The 16444-nt window shown below is 34.0% G+C and carries 18 protein-coding genes, 1 tRNA gene and 3 pseudogenes; 10 read left to right on the top strand and 12 right to left on the bottom strand.

Going from position 1 to position 16444, the window contains the following annotated elements; genetic code table 11:
- Window positions 1–110 precede the first annotated feature (110 nt).
- The 6 genes from GYY69_RS12155 to GYY69_RS12130 all read right to left on the bottom strand — a co-directional run bounded on the left by GYY69_RS12155 (window position 111) and on the right by GYY69_RS12130 (window position 4271).
- A complete protein-coding gene (locus GYY69_RS12155; protein WP_174797919.1) occupies window positions 111–290 on the bottom strand; it encodes a hypothetical protein in 180 nt (59 codons plus the stop codon).
- A gap of 203 nt (window positions 291–493) precedes the next feature.
- The gene (locus tag GYY69_RS12150) at window positions 494–1162 is read right to left on the bottom strand and encodes an SMI1/KNR4 family protein (protein ID WP_174797918.1); all 669 of its coding nucleotides are present in this window, start codon (window positions 1160–1162) and stop codon (window positions 494–496) included.
- 484 nt (window positions 1163–1646) lie between these two features.
- Window positions 1647–2081 carry a hypothetical protein gene (locus GYY69_RS12145; protein WP_174797917.1) on the bottom strand — a complete coding sequence of 145 codons (435 nt, stop codon included), beginning with the start codon at window positions 2079–2081 and terminating at the stop codon, window positions 1647–1649.
- Between the two features lie 138 nt (window positions 2082–2219).
- Window positions 2220–2447 (bottom strand): hypothetical protein, encoded by a 228-nt coding sequence (locus GYY69_RS12140; protein WP_202985013.1) that lies wholly within the window; start codon window positions 2445–2447, stop codon window positions 2220–2222.
- 163 nt (window positions 2448–2610) lie between these two features.
- The gene (locus tag GYY69_RS12135; protein ID WP_174797916.1) at window positions 2611–3966 is read right to left on the bottom strand and encodes a PFL family protein; all 1356 of its coding nucleotides are present in this window, start codon (window positions 3964–3966) and stop codon (window positions 2611–2613) included.
- Window positions 3967–4001: 35 nt separating this feature from the next.
- The gene (locus GYY69_RS12130) at window positions 4002–4271 is read right to left on the bottom strand and encodes an ACT domain-containing protein (RefSeq protein ID WP_160430619.1); all 270 of its coding nucleotides are present in this window, start codon (window positions 4269–4271) and stop codon (window positions 4002–4004) included.
- Between the two features lie 143 nt (window positions 4272–4414).
- Between GYY69_RS12130 and GYY69_RS12125 the strand changes: the two genes are divergently transcribed.
- Window positions 4415–5629 (top strand): pyridoxal phosphate-dependent aminotransferase, encoded by a 1215-nt coding sequence (locus GYY69_RS12125; RefSeq protein WP_174797915.1) that lies wholly within the window; start codon window positions 4415–4417, stop codon window positions 5627–5629.
- A 148-nt stretch (window positions 5630–5777) separates the two neighbouring features.
- On the opposite strand, the gene GYY69_RS12120 is transcribed toward GYY69_RS12125, so the two are convergent.
- Window positions 5778–6533 carry a M48 family metalloprotease gene (locus tag GYY69_RS12120; RefSeq protein WP_174797914.1) on the bottom strand — a complete coding sequence of 252 codons (756 nt, stop codon included), beginning with the start codon at window positions 6531–6533 and terminating at the stop codon, window positions 5778–5780.
- Window positions 6534–6687: 154 nt separating this feature from the next.
- Here GYY69_RS12120 and queA point away from each other — a divergent pair, with 154 nt between their 5' ends.
- Complete coding sequence (gene queA / locus GYY69_RS12115; RefSeq protein ID WP_174797913.1) at window positions 6688–7728, top strand: tRNA preQ1(34) S-adenosylmethionine ribosyltransferase-isomerase QueA; 1041 nt, start codon at window positions 6688–6690, stop codon at window positions 7726–7728.
- An 80-nt stretch (window positions 7729–7808) separates the two neighbouring features.
- Here queA and GYY69_RS12110 read toward each other — a convergent pair whose 3' ends face one another.
- Window positions 7809–8453, bottom strand: coding sequence for a M48 family metalloprotease (locus GYY69_RS12110; protein WP_174797912.1), 645 nt, complete (start codon window positions 8451–8453; stop codon window positions 7809–7811).
- A gap of 174 nt (window positions 8454–8627) precedes the next feature.
- Here GYY69_RS12110 and tgt point away from each other — a divergent pair, with 174 nt between their 5' ends.
- From tgt to GYY69_RS12090, 5 genes and pseudogenes are all read left to right on the top strand, one after another.
- A complete protein-coding gene (gene tgt, locus GYY69_RS12105; protein ID WP_174797911.1) occupies window positions 8628–9764 on the top strand; it encodes a tRNA guanosine(34) transglycosylase Tgt in 1137 nt (378 codons plus the stop codon).
- 73 nt (window positions 9765–9837) lie between these two features.
- Window positions 9838–9914 (top strand) — tRNA-Pro (locus GYY69_RS12100).
- Window positions 9915–10095: 181 nt separating this feature from the next.
- Window positions 10096–10224, top strand: a pseudogene (locus GYY69_RS12815) (preprotein translocase); the annotation flags it as partial.
- Window positions 10214–10633 (top strand): annotated as a pseudogene (locus GYY69_RS12095) (IS5 family transposase); the annotation flags it as partial. The pseudogenes GYY69_RS12815 and GYY69_RS12095, both read left to right, overlap by 11 nt.
- Window positions 10634–10695: 62 nt before the next feature.
- Entirely contained in the window at window positions 10696–10908 is a 213-nt protein-coding gene (locus tag GYY69_RS12090) for a helix-turn-helix transcriptional regulator (RefSeq protein WP_174797910.1), read from the top strand.
- A 336-nt stretch (window positions 10909–11244) separates the two neighbouring features.
- Here the strand turns inward: GYY69_RS12090 and GYY69_RS12085 are convergent, their stop codons facing one another.
- Genes GYY69_RS12085 through GYY69_RS12075 form a run of 3 tightly spaced genes read right to left on the bottom strand, consistent with a single transcriptional unit; the run spans window position 11245 to window position 12397 of the window.
- On the bottom strand, window positions 11245–11796 hold the full coding sequence (locus tag GYY69_RS12085) for a hypothetical protein (protein ID WP_174797909.1): 552 nt from the start codon (window positions 11794–11796) through the stop codon (window positions 11245–11247).
- Between the two features lie 19 nt (window positions 11797–11815).
- Window positions 11816–12109, bottom strand: a complete 294-nt coding sequence (locus GYY69_RS12080) for a hypothetical protein (RefSeq protein ID WP_174797908.1) — start codon at window positions 12107–12109, stop codon at window positions 11816–11818.
- An 18-nt stretch (window positions 12110–12127) separates the two neighbouring features.
- On the bottom strand, window positions 12128–12397 hold the full coding sequence (locus GYY69_RS12075; protein ID WP_174797907.1) for a DUF4190 domain-containing protein: 270 nt from the start codon (window positions 12395–12397) through the stop codon (window positions 12128–12130).
- A gap of 392 nt (window positions 12398–12789) precedes the next feature.
- On the opposite strand from GYY69_RS12075, the pseudogene GYY69_RS12070 reads away from it, so the two are divergent.
- Window positions 12790–14199, top strand: a pseudogene (locus GYY69_RS12070) (IS1182 family transposase); the annotation flags it as partial.
- A gap of 163 nt (window positions 14200–14362) precedes the next feature.
- On the opposite strand, the gene GYY69_RS12065 reads toward GYY69_RS12070, so the two are convergent.
- Window positions 14363–15391, bottom strand: a complete 1029-nt coding sequence (locus tag GYY69_RS12065) for a LacI family DNA-binding transcriptional regulator (protein WP_174797906.1) — start codon at window positions 15389–15391, stop codon at window positions 14363–14365.
- 292 nt (window positions 15392–15683) lie between these two features.
- Here GYY69_RS12065 and GYY69_RS12060 point away from each other — a divergent pair, with 292 nt between their 5' ends.
- Window positions 15684–16127, top strand: coding sequence for a PTS sugar transporter subunit IIA (locus GYY69_RS12060; RefSeq protein WP_174797905.1), 444 nt, complete (start codon window positions 15684–15686; stop codon window positions 16125–16127).
- 32 nt (window positions 16128–16159) lie between these two features.
- Entirely contained in the window at window positions 16160–16432 is a 273-nt protein-coding gene (locus GYY69_RS12055) for a PTS sugar transporter subunit IIB (RefSeq protein WP_174797904.1), read from the top strand.
- Window positions 16433–16444: the final 12 nt, after the last annotated feature.

Below are 16444 nucleotides of genomic sequence, written 5' to 3'. Positions count from 1 at the left end.
GCTTCAGCTTCTTTTAAAATAGATACAATCTGATGTTCGGTCATTTTTTTCATAATTAAATCCCCTTTACTTTTATCATAGAGAATTTTCTACTTTTTTGCTGTACTATTTTAGGGGATAGTTACAATTATATTTTTATCCCACTCAAAAAAATCATTGATTTCTAATTCAATATGATAAGAAGTATTAGATAATAGTTTATTATCTTGCCAATGAGCAGCACCATGACCTAAATCAGATTTGAATGTGACTAAATGCTCGCCTATTTTACCGTTTAAAGTAATTTTCATTTTGTAATACTATATTCTAACTTAGATAAAATACACTAACTCATACAAATTTTTAGGAAATAGCTACACCCTAAGCTTATCGATAAAAGTCGCAACTTATTACTTTCAATATATTAATTAGTTACATTCACGAGTATTCTCAGGTTTGCAATTTTACTTGTCCACTTTTTTGACTAAGATTGATGTAGCTAGTTTGGTCATTGTTACAGAAAACCTTCCTCTTTCAATTTAGCAAGTACTTCGCGCCCTTTTTCAGATAACTCCATTTTTTTTAAATAAATAATAAGCCTGTTTTGTGGAGTCATTGATATACTTTTTGGATACTTTATGAAAGAATCTAATGCTTCATCAGGGAAAGGAATATTAGGATTATTATATTCATCTTCATCAGGATTATAATCATCTTCAATTTCTGTTCTGGTAATCATGGATAAAAATGCATCAAAGGAATTTGCGACAAGCTTTAAATTAGTATTTTGTTCTAGATAACCATTTTTTACAGACAAGTCAAAATAGAGATCATTAACTTCATGATCCCAATAATAAACTTCGCCATTTGGGCTTAAGCAAAGTAGATCACCATAATTAAGCGTGGCTATGGCAAAATAATTTTCGGGTATTCTATCTAAATAAGTATCATTAATCTCAATGAGATCTTCATAATATTTCTTTGAAAAACCCAAAATGACCTCTAAGGGCAATGATTCTCCATCACAATCAATACAGTAGTCAAAATTAACCTCAGTATTAAAAACAACTACATTATATTTTTTCAAGAAATCAATATAAGTATTGTTTGAATCTATTTTTAACTTTAACTTTGAAATACGTTTATCAATGTCCTTTGGAACATTGTATTTTGATTTAAACATGTTAACTCCTAATATTTTCATGAATAAAAATGAATGCGTTACTGGTATTAAGAAAGCTATTATGAAATTTTAGCGCCAAAATAATCATATAATTTTTATCGACATTATACCAGTCTGATGGAACGTTATAAAACTATCTGTTACAGCATTAAACCCTTGGTTAAATTTGAAAATCTATCGACAATAAGTTAAGACGACAAGCGGAATGTTTACTTTTTAGGCTGTAATTTTTTGTAAAAAATATTCAGGATTCTATACCGTTTGGTGATTAATTGAGATTTAGCTGTATTCCATTTGTTAGATTCACAAGATAGAAAATTATTTATTCAATATTATCATACGGTAAACAACATAAAACGATTTCGGGAAAGGCGTCTTATGCGTTTTTAAAGAATTATTTTAATCATGAAGTGTCAACAACTCGGCCTTTTTCTACACTTTAAGGATATTTAATGTGCTATAAGAAAATTTAATTTATTACCTGCTAATTTTCCATTTTTTTCTCATTAAGAATATTAGTAAATAAACGATGTATATTCTGACAAAACATTGAATTTTCAATTAAATCAGGTAATACAAGCACATAATAAAATACATGCTGAAAATGTAAATTTATATCATAAGGCTCAAAATCTGAATCATTATCAAACTTAAACAAAGTCGCAGTTCCATGTAGCTTTGTACTTTTTGCCTCAATGCAAAAACAGCCCTCACCATTAATATCTAAATTGTAGCCATACTCAAGGTGATGATTTTGCATCTCATCATTTTTATAACAAAATAGAAATTCAACATTTCGAAAACAACTTCGCTCACATTGATAATTCATTGATGCTAATTTTTTGAACCATGCAGAAAACACATCATCTATGGATTTATTAGTATAAAATCCATACATAACTCCAGTCCATTCAGCCATATGTCTCTCCTAAATAATTTTTTATTCAAATTTATTATTTTTTCTAAATTCATCCAATTTTAATGCATCTGGGGAAAAATCATCAATATATCCTAATAAGTATATATCGGTTTTATTATTTACCTCAGCTAACCATTGTCAAAAATGATTAAAAATCAAATCATCTTTTTCAGTTTGCAGCAAAAAACCATGACCAATAGTGTAAGAGTCAGATAATATGTTTAGTGCATTAAGAAACTCATCTTTATTTTTAATAATCCAACTTATAGGTAAATTCATCATCATATCGATAAGTTTTAATTCATCGCTATAGTCCATCAATGAGGATTTATTGTTAAAAAAGTGGTAAAGTATATTATCTTCCATATTTGGCATCACATCATTGTTAATGAACAAAAGAACTATGATATAAAATAATGTATTAATTGAGATTATTTTATACCTCAAGCAATATAACCTTTTTAATATACCGCCTACTTTATGTGTAGACGGAATAAGAAAAGTCACTAGATTATAAAAAATTGATACATTAATTTTTAAATGAATGAATGGGAGCAGGAATTCGCCCACCACGATTGATGAAATCATATGAGCCAAATTTGCTTACCTGCATGACTGGTGCATGACCTAGTAAGCCACCAAATTCGATATTATCGCCAACTTTTAACCCCACCGCAGGAATAATTCGTATCGCGGTTGTTTTATGGTTAATCACCCCTATTGCAGCCTCATCAGCAATAATCGCTGAAATAGTTTCAGCTGGCGTATCGCCTGGAATAGCAATCATATCAAGCCCAACAGAGCATACACAGGTCATCGCTTCAAGTTTTTCAAGATTTAGTGCACCGTTATTGACAGCATCAATCATACCTGCATCTTCAGAAACAGGAATAAATGCACCACTTAACCCACCAACATGACCACATGCCATTACGCCACCTTTTTTAACAGCATCATTAAGCATGGCTAGTGCCGCCGTTGTGCCATGCGTGCCGACTGCTTCTAACCCCATTTCTTCTAAAATATGGGCAACCGAGTCACCAATGGCTGGCGTTGGTGCTAATGATAAATCGACAATGCCAAATTTAACACCTAAACGTTCAGAAGCTTCTTTACCAACCAGTTGTCCCATTCGTGTAATTTTAAATGCGGTTTTTTTGATGGTTTCGGCAACAATATCAAAAGGTTCACCTTTAACTTTTTCCAACGCTCGCTTAACTACACCCGGTCCACTAACCCCCACATTAATCACACAATCTGCTTCGCCAATCCCATGAAAAGCACCTGCCATAAAAGGGTTATCTTCAACCGCATTGGCAAACACAACTAACTTAGCACATGCCATACTACTATTATCTGCCGTTAATTTCGCCGCTTCTTTGATAATATGCCCCATTTGCTTTACGGCATCCATATTAATTCCCGTTTGGGTAGAACCCACATTAACTGATGAGCAAACCCGTTCGGTTTGTGCTAGTGCTTGAGGAATGGATTTAATTAAAATTTCATCGCCTTTATGATAGCCTTTTTGCACCAGTGCTGAAAAGCCACCAATAAAGTTCACGCCCACCGCTTTGGCCGCTTCATCAAGTGTTTTGGCAAACGCGACATAGTCTTTATCATCGCTTGCGCCAGCAATTAATGATATGGGTGTGACAGAAATACGCTTATTAATAATTGGAATACCGAATTCTGAGGTAATCTCATCGCCGACTTTGACCAAATTTTTAGCTAACCGTGTGATTTTGTCATAAATTTTTTGGCGTGCTTTTTCACCATTACTATCAATACAATCAAGGAGAGAAATACCCATGGTTATTGTACGGATATCGAGCTTTTCTTCCTCAATCATTTTAATGGTTTCGAGGATCTGTTTTGTTTCCATTAGAACTATCCTTTTAAATAAACAACGAATTAATATTACAAACGATGCATAGCATCAAAAATTTCTTCACGTTGTAAGTTGACCTTGACCTTAAGCTTATCGCCCGTTTGGATAAGAGCTGTTTTTACCTCATCAAATGACACTTTAATTTTAGATAAATCAAGTAACATAATCATCGTAAAATATTCATCCATAATGGTTTGGCTGACATCTAAAATATTAATATCTAATTCATACAATTGTTGGCTAATACCGGCAATAATTCCCGTTTGATCTTTCCCGATGACGGTTAAAATGGTTTTCATAATACACTCCGCACAAATTTTAGACATTTAAAAGGTATTTATTAAGCTAACTATAATAGCATCTTCAAAAATTATCGAAATAGGAGTAGATTGTTTTTTCATTAAAGCAAAAAAATTATCACAATAACAGAAAGGGCGATATTATGGTTAATTTCCAAAAATCCAATAAATTGGAACATGTTTGTTATGACATTCGTGGACCAATTCTTGAACATGCTAAACGACTAGAGGAAGAAGGACAAACTATCCTTAAACTCAACATTGGAAACCCCGCCCCTTTTGGTTTTGCAGCACCTGATGAATTATTAGTTGATGTGATTAGAAATTTATCTTCTTCACAAGGTTATTGTGATTCCAAAGGGCTTTATTCTGCCCGTAAAGCAATTATGCAACATTATCAAGCCCGAGGAATTAACAGTTTAGATGTTGAAGATATTTATATTGGTAACGGTGTATCGGAACTAATAGTACAATCTATGCAAGCCTTACTTAATAGTGGTGATGAAATACTTGTTCCTATGCCGGATTATCCATTATGGACAGCGGCTGTTAGTTTATCTAGTGGTAATGCGGTGCACTATCTTTGTGATGAGGAAGCAAACTGGTCACCTGATCTAGAAGATATCAAACAAAAAATCACACCCAAAACCAAAGGAATTGTGATTATTAATCCCAATAACCCAACTGGTGCGGTTTATAGCAAAGATGTGTTACTTGAAATCGCAGAAATTGCTAGACAACATAATTTAATTATTTTTGCTGACGAAATTTACGATAAGATTTTATATGATGATGCGGAGCATTATTCAATTGCAGCACTAGCGCCAGACCTCTTTGTGGTGACAATGAGCGGTTTATCAAAAACCTATCGAGTAGCAGGTTTTAGGCAAGGTTGGATGGCGCTTTGTGGTCCTAAGCATCATGTAAAAGGCTATATTGAAGGGTTAAATATGCTGGCATCAATGCGCTTATGTGCCAATGTACCATTACAACATGCTATTCAAGGGGCGTTAGGAGGCTATCAAAGCATTAACGAATTTATTGTACCAGGTGGGCGACTATATGATCAGTGTATGTTGGCATGGCGCTTGCTCAATGACATCCCCGGCGTTTCATGCACTAAACCACAAGGTGCATTGTATCTATTTCCCAAATTAGATCAGAAAAAATTTAATATCCATAACGATCAAAAATTGGTATTAGACTTTTTATTACAAGAAAAAGTGTTACTTGTACAAGGAACCGGTTTTAATTGGCATAAACCCGATCACGTTAGAATTGTTGCTTTACCGCATACCGGAGAACTTCAAGATGCGATCGGAAGATTTGCCAAATTCCTGTCTTCTTATAAGCAATAAAAACAGTAGTACCTTTTGTTTATTGCCCTCTAAGTGTATTGGTTGATGGAGCACTTCATCAATTCAGCAACTAATACCACTATCGAACACAATAAATACTATATAAAAAAGCGTCTTTAGTGACGCTTTAGATTAGAAACGACTGTGCTTATTTTTTTAGTTCAGCAAGTTTTTTACGAATATTAGCAGCACGATCTGATGAAGATGGATGGCTACTTAAGATTGACGAATCACCGCCACCTAATTTATCAAAAGCAGTTGCAAGACCTGCTGGATTAATTTTTTTCTTAATTAAGTAATCGAAAGAATAATTATCCGCATCTTGTTCTTGTTTTTGTGAAAACTGAGAGTTAATCACTGCTGTCGCTAAAGCACCTAAGCTAGATTTAGATAATTTAGCAACTGCTGCATTACCTGATACAGCGGCTGCATCACGAGCAATTTCGGTTGCATATTGTACTTGAATCGCCTTTTTGCTGTGACCTAAAGCAACGTGACCTAATTCATGACCTAAAACACCTTCAATTTCATTGTCAGTCATCATGTCCATTAAACCACTATAAACACGAACACAACCATTAGCCATTGCCCAAGCATTAACATCTTTTGTAATGTATACTTTATAGTTAATTGGAGTTCCATCTAAATTGTTACCAAGTGCTTTAGCAATTTTTTTTAATCGTTTAGCATAAGCACTTTTTGCTGGAGCAACTTTTGATTGAGCATCCATTTCAGCACAAGCTTGTTTAGCTAAGTCTTTTACATCATTATCACTAAGTGTTGCAGCTTTTAAACCTTTCATTCCTAAGTTAACTGCATCATTAGGATTCATGTTACAGCCAGCTAGAGACATTGCTGCAACTAAAGGTAGTGCAACTAACAATGTTTTTTGGGTATTTTTCATGCTATTTTCCTTATATTAATATAAATTTCAATTGCCTAATTTCTTTTAGACGGTTGGAATTTTAACGCAACTATCATAATAATCAACAAATAATTACTTGCTTAGGCATTATGAGGGCTTTAGACTAATGCCTCATTTGTTAAGGAACACAATTATGCAACTATCCGATTTTGATTTTTATCTTCCCAAAGAGCTGATTGCCAAACATCCTTCAAAAACCAGAAGTGCATGTCGACTTTTATCACTAGATAGCCATACAGGTAAAATTGAAGATAATGTATTTACTGATATTATCGACAAAATAAATCCGGGTGATTTACTGATTTTTAACAACACAAAAGTAATTCCTGCTCGCGTGTATGGTAAAAAAGCTTCAGGAGGAAAAATCGAAATCTTAATTGAAAGGATATTAGATAATAACCGAGCGCTTGCACATATTAAGGCATCAAAATCACCCAAAGTAGGCGCAGAACTAATATTAGGAGAAGATGCATCTACTCATGTTACGATGCTAGCACGCCACGATACTTTATTTGAGTTACAGTTTCCTGATGATGTACTTAGCATTTTAAATAAAATTGGTCATATTCCATTACCGCCTTATATTGATCGTCCAGATGATGAACAAGACCGTGAAGTTTATCAAACCGTCTATAGTAAAGTGCCCGGTGCCGTCGCCGCCCCCACTGCCGGTCTTCATTTCGATAAACCTTTATTAGAAAGACTAAAACAAAAAGGGGTTGAAATGGCATTTGTTACTTTACACGTTGGCGCGGGAACTTTTCAACCAGTTAGAGTTGAAAATATTCAAGCGCATATTATGCATTCAGAATATGCCGAAGTACCAGGCTCAGTTGTGGATGCCGTATTATCATGTAAAGCGAGAAACAATAAAGTAATTGCTGTGGGAACAACGTCGGTTCGCGCTTTAGAAAGTGCTGCGCAAAGAACAGGTGAAATAGCGCCTTTTTTTGCCGATACGCAAATTTTTATTTATCCAGGCTACCAATTTAAGGTTATTGACTCCCTCATCACCAATTTTCATCTACCAGAATCAACGTTGATTATGCTTGTTTCTGCATTTGCTGGTTACCAAAATACCATGAATGCTTATCAACATGCAGTTAAAGAAAATTATCGATTTTTTAGTTACGGTGATGCTATGTTTATCACTGATCTGAGTAATCAATCTTAATGAAATATTAAATAGATAGCCAATCTGATTTGAATTAATCTCAAATCAGATTGGTTATTTTCAATTAACTACTCAGATATTTATTTACCGTTTATTCTATTAATAATATTTGTTATGCGTTTTTTGCTTGAAGGGTGAGATGTTGGATTATTTGTTGAATGAATAGGCACTTTTACTAGCATTTCAACTAAACTCATCGGATCAATATTTTGACTGACTAATAAATCAAAAGCATAATTATCAGCTTCGACTTCATATTGTTGAGCAACTTCTTCTTTCGCAATAATAACAAGTTCGTCAATGTTATCAGTAAATTCAATATAAGGGGCTTGTAGAAATAAACTAACTGCATGTTTGAGCGCTATATGCGCCTGTTCGTGAGCAAGTACTGCTTGTAACTCATTATCATTTAACAATTTTATTAAGCCACTGTTGACACGTATACAGCCATTAGCGGTAGACCATGCATTAGGCTCGGTATTAATATAGACTTTATAATTTATCTCAATATTATTCGCTTTTGTGGGTAAGGTTTTAGCAATTTTATTTAGCCTTTGGCTTAATGCATGGTCGTCAGCGGCGATCACTGCCCGCTTATCTATTTCAATGCAAGCAAGCTCACTAATGGCAAATATATCATTTTCAGAGAGCGATTTAAGCCGTTCTGAGGTAATGACTTTTGGATAAGTCTTATCTTGGATCTGACAGCCAGTGATTAGAAACATCAACAAACACGACAAGAATAAAATAATGCGTTTCAAACGATTCAAAGCCCCTTCAAATATTGTTTATTCCAGTCAGGCGCGATAAACTAGGCCCTGTAAATTAATGATACGGCTACGTATTATAACAATAATTCGCGCCAAACTGTTTATTTGGTCGCAAGAGGTTAATAAAAAATGAAATTTGAATTAGATAATACCGACGGATTAGCTCGTCGAGGACGTATGAAATTCGATCGTCGCGGAGTCGAATATACTGTTGAAACCCCAGCCTTTATGCCTGTTGGTACTTATGGCACGGTAAAAGGTATGACACCTGAAGAGGTTGCCGCGACCGGCGCTCAAATCTTGCTCGGTAATACATTCCATTTATGGTTAAGACCGGGACAAGAAATCATGCGTAAACATGGTGATTTACATGATTTCATGCAGTGGCATGGCCCAATTCTAACCGATTCAGGTGGGTTTCAAGTTTTCAGTCTTGGAGATATTCGTAAGATTAAAGAAGAAGGCGTCTATTTTCGTAATCCGATTAATGGCGACTCGATTTTCTTATCACCTGAAATTTCAATGGAAATTCAATACGACTTAGGTTCAGATATTGTCATGATTTTTGACGAGTGTGCGCCCTTTCCTGCTGAGTGGGATTATGTCAAAAAATCAATGGAGATGTCATTGCGCTGGGCAAAACGAAGTCGCCAGCGATTTGATGAATTAGGCAACAAAAATGCGTTATTTGGTATCGTGCAAGGTGGTATTCATCAGGAGTTACGTGATATCTCAATTAAAGGGTTAACCGAAATTGGTTTTGATGGCTATGCGGTTGGGGGATTAGCTGTTGGTGAGCCTAAAGCAGATATGCACCGAATTTTAGAGGGTACTTGTCCACAATTACCTGCCGATAAGCCTCGTTACCTAATGGGAGTGGGTAAGCCTGAAGATTTAGTTGAAGGTGTACGCCGAGGGATTGATATGTTTGACTGTGTGATGCCGACACGCAATGCGCGCAATGGTCACTTATTTGTCACAAATGGCGTGATTAAAATCCGCAATGCGAAATATAAAGACGACACCACACCGCTTGATCCGCATTGTGATTGTTATACCTGTAAACATTACACAAAATCTTATCTTCATCACTTAGATAAATGTGGAGAGATTTTAGGTGCACGTTTAAATACCATCCACAATTTACGTTATTATCAACGCTTAATGGCAGAAATTCGTGAAGCGGTTGCCAACAAACGTTACGAAGATTTTGTTGTCGAATTTTATCAACGCATTGGCAAAACGCCTGCGCCTTTATCAAAATAAACACATAACAGGCATAATTTTTTGCAGTAGGTATTGACACTTTTTAGTTAGCGCAGTATTATGCGCTTCCTAACGGCGAGTAGCGCAGCTTGGTAGCGCAACTGGTTTGGGACCAGTGGGTCGGAGGTTCGAATCCTCTCTCGCCGACCATTATCACCTTTCAAAACCTTTTAATATAATTAAATCATTAAAAAATAATAAGTTATAGTAATTAATTGAGACACAAAAAGACGTGTTTAGGCGCTATAAGATCGCTTTTTTGTATATTTTTTTAGTTTATAATCATTTTTATTAATATTTTTGTATATTTTAAAAATGGTAATAAAAGAATATGAAAAGCAAGATTAATAGATTATTAGATTTAAATATTAAAAATGCTAAAGCAAAAGAAAAAGATTATTATTTGAACGATGGAAATGGTCTGTACTTATTAATAAAAGCAACTGGTTCAAAGCTGTGGTGGTCATTCAACTAAAATTCATCTTGCGGTTGATAGTGGTGGTTTGCCTATTTGTTTTGATCTTTCTGAAGGACAACGACATGATATCACTTATGCAGAAAACCTAGTTGAAAAGCTCGATGAAGTGAATACAGTGATAGCCGATAAAGGTTATGACAGCGAGCCTTTTCGGTGCTTTGTTCGTCAAAAAGGCGGACGAACGGTGATTGCTAAACGTAATTATGGTAAGGATATAGATAAAAGCAGTATGGATAGGTGCCTTTATCGCTATCGTCATTTAGTCGAGAATGCCTTTGCTAGAATCAAGCAATATCGTTCAATATCAACTAGATACGATAAGTTAGAAAGGAATTATGCCAGTATGGTATCACTGGCATTTATGTTAATGTGGCTGCCAATGTATTATTGAGTAATTTATGTACAGCAAAGATCAACAGCCCCTAATTATTTTATTTATTTTTGAGAATTTGTATGACTAATAATAATAAAGATAATGAGAAATTAAATTTATTGACAATAAAAGAATTAGAAGACTTATTAAAAATTAGCAGAAGAACTATTGATAGATATTGTAAAAATCCAGATATTAACTTTCCAAAAAAAATTAAAATAGGGAAAAACAGCAGATTTAAAAGAACAGAAATAGAAGACTGGTTGGAAAATCAACGCTTAGTTGCTATGTAGACAAATAATAAAATATTTAATTTAAATAATAATAAAGAAGAAGTTGAAAAAATAATTTTAGAAGATTTAATAACAAAAAAAGAAGCAATTGCATTACTTAATAAAAATAAAGAATTTTTTGAAAATAAAGAAATAAAGCTAACTTGCTGGAAAATAGGTAATTTTTTGTATTTTAGCAGAAGTGAAATTACTAAAAAATGTAATTTGAAAGAAAAAGAGTATTTATTAAATAAGTTTAAAATTGAAAAAGAAGAAGATATACAACATATACAAAATAAAAAGGTAAAACTCCCAACAATTTTATAAAAAGAGGGAATCCCCTCTTTTTATTATTACTTATAAACCAATTATTTTCTCTCTTGAATTAAAGAGATTGCAATCGTCATAAATTTCTTTATCTTTTGAGTGACATGAACTTTTTGTTTTTTCTGCATTTTCTTTCATTTGTTCATCTGTATCACCTGAAATTTTATAATATACTTTGTTAGTGTTAAAGTTAAATAGATAATTAAAATCATTATCAAGAATATTTTGATCATATGATGATTTTTTACCAACAATTTTCACTTTTACTTTTAAATCACCAACAAAGTATGAATCACAAGTTAAATTAATTGAATCGTCAGATAATATTACTTTATTTATTTCTTCTTTTGAAACTGAGCAACTTTTCAATTCACGATCAATTATAAAAGATGGTTCTTGATTGTTACGAATTGAATAAGTACGATACTGGTAGAATTTGTTATTTTTAAAATCATAAAGTATAGCCCATTCTTTTTGATCTTTTATTGCTTCTTTAGCGAATTTTACAAACTCATCATCACCACAACCAACCAACATCATGCTTAAAACACTAATACAAAAAAAACTAATTATTTTTTTCATTATTTAACCTCTTTCTTTTTTACTTAGCATTAATTAATTTGTAAGTAATGCCATTTTTACAAACTTTTGTTGTATATTTACCATCAATATTTAAATTCATAGCAAGTGTCACAACATCAAGATTACAATTTTTGCTAATCTCGTTCATAATATCCATATACCCTAAACCATTTACATTTGGAGCTTGAGAATCAAAACCACTTGCTGTTGCTTTACCTGTTTTTAAGTCATAAGTAATTGTGTTTTTATCACCACATCCCACCAAAACAAAACCTAAAACACTAACACACACAAAACTAATTATTTTTTTCATTTGATTGTCCTACTCCTTTTATAAAAATGCGTGTAATGTGCTACTAATAACAATTAAAAGTAAAATCCAAATAACAATACCAATAATTCCGCAAATAATTCCTGCTTTAGCAAACCCTAGACCGTCTTTTTGATTGTTTATTACATCATTTTTACCTATTACACCCAGCACTATTGCTATAATCCCGACAACTATGTTAAACCCAGCCATTGGAAGTATTATTGAAATAATACCGCACACCATTGACGATATTGATAAGTAACTTGTTGCTTTTTTTTGTTGTTCCATTTATATCTCCATAAAAATTTATTAAAAGTAAAGGTTAAGTTAAAAACGTTGACTATTGTATTATGATCGGTTTCACAGATCAATAAAATATATTATAATAGGTTTTATCTATCACAATTAACCTTACTGATCGTTGTAATCTTTCAAAATTTTTTAAAAAGTAACAAGTTAAGTTAAATAGAAGGAGATATAAAATGACGTGTAAAAAACAGTACAAAAAACTGAATATAATAAATAATAAAAGGGCTTTTTAGCCCTTTCAGATTGATGACAAAGAACTCGCTTTTTGGCGAGTTCTTTGATCTAATAGAGAGGAGTCCATTATAAGAGGAGTTCTTGTATGCTAAAAAAAAACAACTCCAGCGACACCAGAAAAAATAGAGCAAATCTGACTAGATGCGCTTGTCCCCCAAAATCATCTTGTTCGTAAAATAGCTAAAGTCATTGATTTTGAATTTATTCGAGAAGCGGTAGCACCACTTTATTGCCCTAATAATGGTCTTCCGGCAGAAGATCCGGCCAGACTGTTTAAAATCATGCTATTGGGGTATCTTTTCGGTATCCCCAGTGAACGTCGTTTGGTTCAGGAAATTCAGGTCAATTTAGCTTACCGCTGGTTTCTGGGAATGGGATTAACCGAAAAAGCGATTGACGCCTCAACACTCAGCCAAAATCGTCGCCGTCGGTTTAATGACAGTGAAATCTATCAACAGATTTTTGATAATATTGTTGAGCAGGCCATTGCCAAAGAGTTGATAAGTGGTCGGATTTTATATACGGACAGTACTCACCTGAAAGCAAATGCCAATAAAGGCAAGGCACGTAATAAGCAGCGTATTGTTGAGCCCAGTCAATATATTGATGCGCTTAATCAAACCATCAACGAAGAAAGAGAATTAAACGGAAAAAAGCCTTAAAGCCATCGACGGTAGAGAAATACAAGGATATCAAAGTCAGTACAACCGATCCGGACAGTAACTTTATGCATCGGGAAGGCAAGCCTAAAGGGTTCTTCTACTTAGATCACCGAACAGTTGATGGCAAACATAATTTAATTACCGATACCTATGTCACTGCCGGAAATATCCATGATCCCCAGCCTTATATAGCTCGATTAAAACGCCAGCTAGAGCGGTTTGGCTTTAATCCGGTTGGTGTCGGTCTTGATGCGGGTTATTTTACGACTCCCATTTGCCATTTACTGCTGGCAGAGCAGATATATCCGGTGTTGGGTTATCGTCGCCCCACCCATGGTGCGAATCCTATCAGAAAAAAGCAGTTTATCTATAACGGTCAAAACGATACTTATACTTGCCCAAACGGGCAAATATTAATATATAAAACTACCAGCAGGGAAGGTTATCGTCATTATCATTCTGATGCAACAACCTGCAAAATCTGTCCGTTATTGTCACAGTGTACACAGAGTAAAAATACACAGAAAGTCATCACACAGCATATCTGAGAAGCAGATAAAGAGAAAGCCAACGAGATTCGTTTAAGTCAGTGGGGGTAAAAAAGTCTATGCTCGGCGAAAAGAAACGATAGAGCGCAGCTTTGCTGATGCTAAACAACACCACGGACATCGCGATGCACGATTTAGAGGAAGAGCGCAGGTTCAAATGCAGTGTTTATTGGCTGCAACGGCTCAAAATATCAAGAAAATAGCGATAAAGCTATTTTTGTTACGTTTTTTTAGGCTATTTTTTAATTTATTTAATAAAATCCAAATTAAAAATCCTATTTATGGTTTAAATAACAAAATAAACCCCGAATTATATCGAGGTTTGTCATCAATGTGAGCCTACTCGAATGAGTAGGCTTTTTTATTTAACTCTGTTTTGGCTGAATTTAAATGAATGATGCTTTGTACAAAGCTAGCTAATACTGTTTTTGCAATACAATAAAAGAAGCGATACTTATCAAGTCAGCACATTTCATTTTATTATTTCAGACTAACAAAAACTATAAACTATCTCTTGATTGAATCATCGGCGCTAACGCTGAGAAGTCTGATTGATAATTAGTTTCATTTCTTAACTGATTTAACAATAAATTAGCTATATATTTGCCAATTTGCTTAGACGGCTGCGCAACGGTTGTTAATGGTGGAAAACTGACTTTACTAAACTCGCTATCGCCAAACCCACTTACCGCTAATTGATATGGAACGCCTATGTGCCGCCGTTGACACTCATAAAGCACGCCACATGCTAATTCATCTGTCGTACAGATTAAGGCATCGATCTCAGGCCAATTCAAAAGTACATCCGGTAGTAATTCACTTCCTGTACTAAAATTAGCAGGCTTTGCAGCATGTATGACCCTATGCGTAGATAAATGATGATTTAGCATTGCTTTATGCCAGCCATGTAACCGTTGTTGAAAAAGGTAGTATTGCTGGTTAGCACAAAGCAAACCAATAGATCGATAACCTTTTTTGATCACATGTTCAGTCAACATATACATTGCTAAACTATCATCCAATCCCACATTCAGATTGGTTAATTCATCATATTGCTTGCCAATATTCATAACTTGAACGGTTTTATTTCTAGCTAACTGTCGAATAAAATCATCACTTTCAACATAAAAAAGGAGTATTGCTTCAAGATTATGGCTATATAGTGTATTTAATAATTGTGATTCACATTTAAGATAGTGGTAAGATTCAATGATTAATATAGTATATCCTTCTTGTGCCAAGCTTGCTTGTAACGCATTAAGTAACAATTGAGTGGCGTGATCATAGATCTTAGTCGTTATAATTGCGATGACCTGATTAGCTGATGCGGATGCTAACAAGCTAGCTGCAACATTTGGTTTATACCCTAACGTATCAATGGCAATTTGAATCTTTTTACGAAGTTTATCAGAGACACGCTCTGGGCTACGCAAAGCACGAGATACCGTCATAGAGCCAACACCCGCAAATTTAGCCACATCAAATAAAGTAACCTGTCCTGTACTTCTGCGTTTTTTTATATCCTGCATCTTTCACTCCAATTGCATGTCAATGATAGCCAATTAACAGTGGATGTATCATAACCTCATAAAAGGTTATGGATCTGTCTTTTAAATCACAATTTTTTAAATAATATTATTCGGCAAAAGTAGGCATTTTCTGATTAATTTATTGAAAATGTTAACTACATCACATAATGGATGAAAATTTTATCAACTTTGATAGCGCTATCACATTTCTTATTTTTTTTTATTTCTATTATTACGCTGTGTGTTAATTTCCTAATAAGTTCTCAATGAGATCAAATTTAGCGGAGGAAAAATGTTAGCAAAATGGTTAACTAGCCAAACGGTCAATATTGTTGATTCAATCGAGGATTGGCAAACAGCGATACAACTTTGTGCAAAACCGTTATTACAAAATAACACTATTTCACCTGATTATATTCAAGCCATTTTCAAATTACATGAATCAATTGGCCCTTATTATGTCTTGGCTCCAGGTATTGCGATGCCACATGCAAGACCAGAACAGGGCGTAAACCAATTAGGTCTATCAATGCTATTGGTCAAAAAAGGCGTCAAATTTAATTCAGAAGAAAACGATCCTGTTTATTTAATTACTTTATTAGCAGCAAGTGATAGTACTAGTCATATTGAAATATTAACTCAATTGGCAGCACTATTTGGTACACAAAATGATATCCAGACAATTTTTAATGCGCAAACCCCTGCTCAAATATTGTCTGTTATCAACCATTATTAAATTTAATTAAACTCAATAAAAGGATAAACAAAATGAAAATTATGGCAGTTTGTGGTTCAGGTCTTGGTAGTAGCTTTATGGTTGAAATGAACATCAAAAAAGTTCTTAAAAAATTAAACATTGATGCAGAGGTTACACATGCCGATCTTGCTTCAGCAACACCAGATCAAGCTGATTTATTTGTCATGACAAAAGATTTAGCTGCCAGTTCAGGTATTCCTGACAATAAATTAGTTGTACTAAACAATATTATTGATATCAATGATTTAGAATCAAAACTTGTTGAACATTTTGCTAAGTACTAATCAACCTATGAG

This window comes from Gilliamella sp. ESL0250 (assembly GCF_013345045.1).
GTDB lineage: Bacteria > Pseudomonadota > Gammaproteobacteria > Enterobacterales > Orbaceae > Gilliamella > Gilliamella apicola_H.
The sequence above is the reverse complement of the archived record's forward strand: the minus strand, read 5'-3'. Positions and strand labels throughout refer to the sequence as shown.

What these genes read in the sequence shown, in the direction of transcription:
- GYY69_RS12155 (WP_174797919.1), bottom strand. Translation starts at nt 290, where the DNA reads ATGAAAATTACTTTAAACGGTAAAATAGGCGAGCATTTAGTCACATTC.
- GYY69_RS12150 (WP_174797918.1), bottom strand. Translation starts at nt 1,162, where the DNA reads ATGTTTAAATCAAAATACAATGTTCCAAAGGACATTGATAAACGTATT.
- GYY69_RS12145 (WP_174797917.1), bottom strand. Translation starts at nt 2,081, where the DNA reads ATGGCTGAATGGACTGGAGTTATGTATGGATTTTATACTAATAAATCC.
- GYY69_RS12140 (WP_202985013.1), bottom strand. Translation starts at nt 2,447, where the DNA reads ATGGAAGATAATATACTTTACCACTTTTTTAACAATAAATCCTCATTG.
- GYY69_RS12135 (WP_174797916.1), bottom strand. Translation starts at nt 3,966, where the DNA reads ATGGAAACAAAACAGATCCTCGAAACCATTAAAATGATTGAGGAAGAA.
- GYY69_RS12130 (WP_160430619.1), bottom strand. Translation starts at nt 4,271, where the DNA reads ATGAAAACCATTTTAACCGTCATCGGGAAAGATCAAACGGGAATTATT.
- GYY69_RS12125 (WP_174797915.1), top strand. Translation starts at nt 4,415, where the DNA reads ATGGTTAATTTCCAAAAATCCAATAAATTGGAACATGTTTGTTATGAC.
- GYY69_RS12120 (WP_174797914.1), bottom strand. Translation starts at nt 6,533, where the DNA reads ATGAAAAATACCCAAAAAACATTGTTAGTTGCACTACCTTTAGTTGCA.
- queA (WP_174797913.1), top strand. Translation starts at nt 6,688, where the DNA reads ATGCAACTATCCGATTTTGATTTTTATCTTCCCAAAGAGCTGATTGCC.
- GYY69_RS12110 (WP_174797912.1), bottom strand. Translation starts at nt 8,453, where the DNA reads ATGTTTCTAATCACTGGCTGTCAGATCCAAGATAAGACTTATCCAAAA.
- tgt (WP_174797911.1), top strand. Translation starts at nt 8,628, where the DNA reads ATGAAATTTGAATTAGATAATACCGACGGATTAGCTCGTCGAGGACGT.
- GYY69_RS12090 (WP_174797910.1), top strand. Translation starts at nt 10,696, where the DNA reads ATGACTAATAATAATAAAGATAATGAGAAATTAAATTTATTGACAATA.
- GYY69_RS12085 (WP_174797909.1), bottom strand. Translation starts at nt 11,796, where the DNA reads ATGAAAAAAATAATTAGTTTTTTTTGTATTAGTGTTTTAAGCATGATG.
- GYY69_RS12080 (WP_174797908.1), bottom strand. Translation starts at nt 12,109, where the DNA reads ATGAAAAAAATAATTAGTTTTGTGTGTGTTAGTGTTTTAGGTTTTGTT.
- GYY69_RS12075 (WP_174797907.1), bottom strand. Translation starts at nt 12,397, where the DNA reads ATGGAACAACAAAAAAAAGCAACAAGTTACTTATCAATATCGTCAATG.
- GYY69_RS12065 (WP_174797906.1), bottom strand. Translation starts at nt 15,391, where the DNA reads ATGCAGGATATAAAAAAACGCAGAAGTACAGGACAGGTTACTTTATTT.
- GYY69_RS12060 (WP_174797905.1), top strand. Translation starts at nt 15,684, where the DNA reads ATGTTAGCAAAATGGTTAACTAGCCAAACGGTCAATATTGTTGATTCA.
- GYY69_RS12055 (WP_174797904.1), top strand. Translation starts at nt 16,160, where the DNA reads ATGAAAATTATGGCAGTTTGTGGTTCAGGTCTTGGTAGTAGCTTTATG.